Raw genomic sequence first — 5748 nt, 5'->3', positions numbered from 1 at the left:
CTGGTTGATGCCGTTGTCGTCGCCGCTGAACACGGTGCCGAAGATCGCCAGGTCGGCATTGCCGGTGACCACCACCGCATCGTCCTGCAGCGCCAGGCTCGCCCCCTCGGCCACGAAGCCGACTTCGCCCGCATTCAGCGTCCGCTGCACCTGCGAGTCCGCGAACAGATAGAATGTCGCCATGATTCACCCCCCATTTTCTTCAGGGAACCTTCCGACAGGCGCGGCCGCAAGGCGAGTCCGGATTTCTGCCTAGCCGGAGCGGATCGCCCCCGTCCACCACCGCCTGCCGGACCGGATCCGGGCGCATGCCCTCATTTGCTTCCTCGCCCTGGTGCTCTACCGCGTCATGCGGATGCAGATGCAGATGCGGATGCGGATGCGGATGCGGCTGAAGGCGAAAGGGCATTCCGCGAGCCCGCGCACCGCGCTCGATTTGCTCGCGCGCATTCACCGCCATGAGGGCCGGATTGCCGATCGGAAGCTCGACGGCATCACCACCCCAAGCCCCGAACAATTGGAGCTCTTCGACACACTGAACCTGTCAAAACCCGCCTGACCAAGCTGCTGTAGTTACATTTTCGGCATTTGCGCCTTAACAATATCAGCTACTTACGCGTCTAGCTGTCGATCTAGGGGGGATTGAGTCCGCAGTCCAGAATCCATTCCGCCGTCCGCCGCAAGAGTCTCTGCTCAGGCCGTCAGAGCCAAATGCGATTCCCCTGTCATTTGGAGAACAGGCTAACTTCAAACCGTAGACTTTCAGGGGGGCAGGTCCGTGGTGGTGGGACAACTGGTCTTATTTTTTAGAATGAAGTTGGCTGCACATACTGTCTGAAAGTGATGGAGTTGACAATGCGGTTAGTGATTCACGCTGGGATGCATAAGACTGGAAGCAGTTCAATTCAAGAGACATTCTACAAATTGAACCGACCAGAGGTAAAGTATGCTCCATTTGAAAGAAAGAATCACGGCAGCATTTTTGAAGCACTAACAAGTGAGAACCCATCGGACCATTTCGCCTTTCGTCAAATCGGGCTTGGCGCAAATGACGTGGAAAGTTATTGTTACGAAAAGCGCCGTCAGTTTGATGACTTTTTGGGATCGAATGCATCTATCGGGATTTTTTCAGCGGAGCATTTGAGTGCTCCATTAAAGTTCGGTCAACTTGAAAAATTTAAAAAAATTATCGAGGCTCGTGGTGTCGATCTCGATGTGATCATTTATGTAAGGCCCCCTCATTCCTTTATGGAGAGTGCGTTTCAACAGAGAGTCAAGGGTTCAAATTTCAATAGGTTTGATTTGAGAAACTTATGGCCGAAGTATCGAAAAAGGGTTGAGGCCCTAGATGTGGCTTTTGGTAGAGGGCGAGTAACGGTGCGTGCGTTCGAGCCTTGGAACTTCCCGAGTGGTTGCATTGTTCGCGACTTTTCGGAGTTTGTCGGGGTTTCTCTTAGAGATGATGAAGTGCGCCGTGAAAATGATGGCATTTCAGCTGAGGCAACAGCACTGCTCTATATCCAAAGGAAATTTGGAACCGGCATGGAGCCACCTTGGCGCGGTATGCCGATGAGAAATATTAAGTGGGCTGAAGTGCTCGGGAAGATAGGGACAGGAAAATTAAGATTTTCCGACGAATTGATATGCCCTATTATTAGTGAAAATATTGATGACTTGAATTGGATTGAAGATCGGCTGGGAAAAAAGCTGGTCGATAAACGGTCGGATGATGGCGTTAAGGTAACTTCAGAGGGCGATCTCGTTTCTTTGGGTGTGCAACAGGTCGTGCATGTTGAAAATTTGCTACGACAAAAATTAGATTACTTAGAGGAAGATCCGAGGAAGAAGATTGTGAAACTTTTGGAGAGTTTGCGTGCCTTGTGTTGAGTAAAAGTATATATGTCTTGAAGGTGCTTTAGGTCGACGTGGCATGGAGATTTGGCGTGTATCGTTTACTGGCGTGGTGGGCTCAAAGCATATCTGAAACAAAGTGTCGCCTTGTCTTTTCATTGCACGATGATCTAAAGGGGGTGCGGCGCTAATCATGTGCGCTCTCTTTAATATAATGGAACGTCTTGATGGATGAAGTGGTGCTTCATGTCGGAACCCATAAAACGGGGACGACTTCGATTCAGAACTCACTTGCGAAGTATGACGATGGTGAGACTGTATATGCACAACTTGGCCATCAGAACCACTCTATCGCTTTATACACGATTTTTTCGGAGAATAGAAACCGATACCATATTTGGAAAGGATATGGCTTTGGTCCAAAGAAAATTGATAAGTTGCGGCGAAACTTTATTGCGCTGTTGGATGAAAATATTTCGCGATCCGACAGGAAACGGATAGTTGTTTCTGGGGAAGATATAAGTGTTCTTGAAGACGAGGAGAAGCGTGATCTAATAGATTTCATTTCGTCACGTGTTTCAAAGGTTAGGGTCGTGTGCTACCTTCGTTCCCCGGCTAGTTTTGCTGCATCGGCGTATCAGCAAAGGATAAAAGGGGGGAAAAGTGACTTGCCGCGGCTTTGTAGCCCGCTGTTTAAGTTTCGCTTGGAGTCATTTCGAACAAATCCGAATGTGCATAGCGTAAGAGTGAAGGAATTTTCAAGGGAAGCTTTATTGGGTGGCGACATTGTAGAGGATTTTGTAGCAGAATTGGGATTGGAACGTTCTTTGATCGCGAAAGATACTTCGAATGAAAGTTTGGGGGCGGATGCGACTAAGCTACTTTTGAACTTTAACAAAACTATGCCACTGAGTAGTGGTGATTTAGTCTTGGCGAGGGCTCGTTTGGCTCTTATCGGAGACCTATCTAAAGTGTGTTCCCCTGCTGCGATGGATAAGAGGTGGATTCAAAGTCTGGTGGATTTTTCAGAGCAGAATTATGTGCGAGATTGCTTCGGCCTGAACTTTGTTGATGAGCCGATTTCTTCTGGTGCGAGCAGAGAAGAACTTGGCGAGTATATGAATGATCTGTCTGATGTGGACACTTCTGGAATCGATGCGATTTTGAGCCAGGCTGGCATCGCGGGCCGATTTCCAACAGCTACTGAAAAGATCGCGCGCTTGTTTTTGTGGAGAGTGTTTGAGTCGCAAGATCTTCATAATCGAAAAGGTCGCGCCACTAAAGATTAGTGGTTTAAAGTTTTTACAATAGGATCTATGGCGAGGCATTGAAATGTGTTGTTTCGATGCCTCACTGGATGCAATTTTAAGGTTGGAACTACGTCGTTGAATTGGTGTTCGGGGCGGGAATTTCAGATATTGTTAGGTCAACGTCTATAATTTCTTGAGCGATGCCTGTCAATTTCATTTTGAGGACCTGAATTTCCTGATCTAATTGATTTAGAATCGAAGCTGGAATCGGATCATCAATGTCATTCAAGTCGTGAATCTTGAAAAACTGATCATCCCTAGCTTTTGAGTTTGTTGTTGGAACACCACGTCGTGCCTTCTTGTGCCAGTACTCTGCGTACGAACGTACTACGTAATGCCTAATGTGCATTCCGGTCCATATGCACTCCTTTGTCTTGAATCCCTTTCCATCTGTCGGAATGAAATTGCTTAAATCTCCTGCGGCACGCCTAAATGAATCTTTAATATCCACATGGTGCGGGTTTTTTATTGTTGGTTTGGCGGCTTTGCTGCGAACCAAAGTTTTATATATGTGTGATGCTTGCCTGCTTTCTCTCGCCCTTTTTGTGAAACGCGAAAGCGTAAGTCCGTTTTGTGCTTCAACTTTACCGGAAGATCCGAAGGTCTTCCAGTTGAGAGCAAGAGCTCCAATGTCATCAGGAATGTCTTGGAGGAAATGACCTATTCCGGCGGGGATATTATCAATGAAAATAAATTCGTCGGCATCTATGAAGAAAATCCAATCAAATTTAGAACGTTCACTGTCCAAGATTTCACTGTAGCAGTTCGCTTGGAAATTTGTTCCTGGTTTTACAGTCGCCGGATACGGAACTCGTTTTACAATTCCGAGACTATCCAAACGAATTAAGATTTCAGTCATTCCGTCAGAGCTGCCGTTGTCAGCAATAACGAAATTCTTAATGCCCAACATGCGATGCCAAGCAATCCACTCAATGAGGTAAGGTCCTTCGTCTTTCATAATTGCCGCAACGGCGAAGGTTGGCTTTGTCATTCGGATTAGTCCTGCAGATTTTATGGCTCAGGTGTAGCCAAGGTACGCGGTGCACCCTATTACTTTAATTTCTTTTGAGAGCATTTAAAATGCGGCAAATTGAAAGGATAAGCTGTATGAGAAAGGAATTTCATCTTTCCCTATGAAGGTATCGGATCTTGAGTGGGATAATATTCGAAAATGGGTGCGATGTGAAAGTTGAGCTGAAAGGGGGGGTGGTCTGCCCCCTGAAAAGTGGTCCTTACTGAAGTAGGCTTTCGCGCCAGATGGAGGATTGGAACATGGGTCAAGAGAAACACCGCGGACATCATCGCGCGGGACAGCCAGTACGGGCGCTACCGGTATCGCCGCATCGCGGCCCTCAGGGAGGCCGGGTGGGCGGTGAACGTGAAGCGCGTGGAACGCATCTGGCGGGGGGAGGGGCTCAAGGTTCCGCAAAAGCAACCGAAGAAGGGGCGGCTCTGGCTGAACGACGGATTCTGTGTCCGTCTCAGGCCGGAGCGACCGAGTCACGTCTGGTCCTACGATTTCGTTGAGAGCCGGACTCATGAGGGCAGGAAATTCCGCAAGCTCAACCTGATCGACGAATTCACCAAGGAATGCCTTGCGATCCGCGTCGCGCGCGGGCCGAACATCGACCGATGTCATCGATGTGCTGACCGACCAGTTCATCCTGCGTGGCATTCCCGGAGACATACGGTCTGAGTTGCCCATCGCGGCGCCATCGGTCCGAGCCCGATGGACGACGGCCCGGAATTCATCGCGAAGGCGGCGAGGACGTGGATTTTTGCTGTCGGTGCGCAAACCGCCAATATCGAGCCAGGTAGCCCTGGGAGAACGGATACTGCTAAAGCTTCAACGCCCGGATCCGGGACGAGCTGCTCAACGACGGGACCTCTCAGCCTCCCTATCATGGCTTCCGACGTTTTTCACTTTCCGGAATCTGCAAGGTTTCGTACTGGGGATAACTCAGTGCGCTTTTCCGGAATACCTAACAAAATCAGTAGTCTTAGATGGTTTTGGGTACCGTAGGTCGCAAGTTCGAATCTTGCCGTCCCGACCACCACTTTGCAGACTTTTCCACAGGCCGTTTTACACTTCATTTTACAATACGTTCGAGTTTTTCCGCCAAGGAGTCGGCCATCTCGGGCCGCATGGCCATGTACCTCTCGATGATCTTGGACGCGTTTTCGACGCTCCACCCGGTGGCCGCGGCGATCTCCCTGAGGTTCGCATCCGCGAGGAACAGGCGGGTGACGGCGGTCCCACGGCAGTCGTAGAGCTTGATTTCCTTCCGCATGCCGAGTCGGTCACGCCACTCGCTCACGGCCCCCTCGTGCAGGGTTGTTGTCACCGTCCTTCGATCTGAAACTATGCAGCGAGGCGGGCGGGACAGGATGACGAGTGGCCTATTCACAGGAACGAAAGGCGGCGGTTCTCGCGAAGATGCTGCCGCCGAACAGCACCCCCTTGAACCGGCTGGCGGTTGAAGAGGGGATCTCGGTATGCGATGTCCCGGCCCCACCTGTTTGTGAGGCGGCGGTTCTGAGATCTCATTTCCAGCGATAGGCAGGGAGTGACTTTCTCAATGAGCGC

Annotated in this window: 5 protein-coding genes, 1 tRNA gene and 2 pseudogenes; 5 read left to right on the top strand and 3 right to left on the bottom strand. The window is 49.9% G+C overall.

The features are described 5' to 3' along the window. Window positions 1-183: hypothetical protein (locus HCC78_RS31285; protein ID WP_172332630.1), on the bottom strand; the 183-nt coding region annotated here is incomplete at its 3' end. 82 nt (window positions 184-265) lie between these two features. Here HCC78_RS31285 and HCC78_RS31280 point away from each other — a divergent pair. The 3 genes and pseudogenes from HCC78_RS31280 to HCC78_RS31270 form a co-directional block, all read left to right on the top strand. After that, window positions 266-559: pseudogene (locus tag HCC78_RS31280) on the top strand (hypothetical protein); the annotation flags it as partial. A gap of 296 nt (window positions 560-855) precedes the next feature. After that, window positions 856-1887: a hypothetical protein gene (locus HCC78_RS31275; RefSeq protein ID WP_172332629.1), complete on the top strand. Its 1032-nt coding sequence runs from the start codon at window positions 856-858 to the stop codon at window positions 1885-1887. A gap of 191 nt (window positions 1888-2078) precedes the next feature. Beyond that, window positions 2079-3140: a hypothetical protein gene (locus tag HCC78_RS31270; RefSeq protein WP_172332628.1), complete on the top strand. Its 1062-nt coding sequence runs from the start codon at window positions 2079-2081 to the stop codon at window positions 3138-3140. 88 nt (window positions 3141-3228) lie between these two features. On the opposite strand, the gene HCC78_RS31265 is transcribed toward HCC78_RS31270, so the two are convergent. After that, window positions 3229-4152 carry a glycosyltransferase family 2 protein gene (locus tag HCC78_RS31265; RefSeq protein ID WP_172332627.1) on the bottom strand — a complete coding sequence of 308 codons (924 nt, stop codon included), beginning with the start codon at window positions 4150-4152 and terminating at the stop codon, window positions 3229-3231. 297 nt (window positions 4153-4449) lie between these two features. Here HCC78_RS31265 and HCC78_RS31260 point away from each other — a divergent pair. Further along, window positions 4450-5000, top strand: a pseudogene (locus HCC78_RS31260) (DDE-type integrase/transposase/recombinase); the annotation flags it as partial. Window positions 5001-5135: 135 nt separating this feature from the next. Continuing rightward, a tRNA-Ser gene (locus HCC78_RS31255) sits at window positions 5136-5215 on the top strand. Window positions 5216-5251: 36 nt separating this feature from the next. Here HCC78_RS31255 and HCC78_RS31250 read toward each other — a convergent pair. Beyond that, a complete protein-coding gene (locus HCC78_RS31250; RefSeq protein ID WP_172332626.1) occupies window positions 5252-5479 on the bottom strand; it encodes a hypothetical protein in 228 nt (75 codons plus the stop codon). Window positions 5480-5748: the final 269 nt, after the last annotated feature.

It is taken from the genome of Mangrovicoccus sp. HB161399, from assembly GCF_013184745.1.
Classification (GTDB): Bacteria; Pseudomonadota; Alphaproteobacteria; order Rhodobacterales; family Rhodobacteraceae; genus Mangrovicoccus.
The sequence above is the reverse complement of the archived record's forward strand: the minus strand, read 5'-3'. Positions and strand labels throughout refer to the sequence as shown.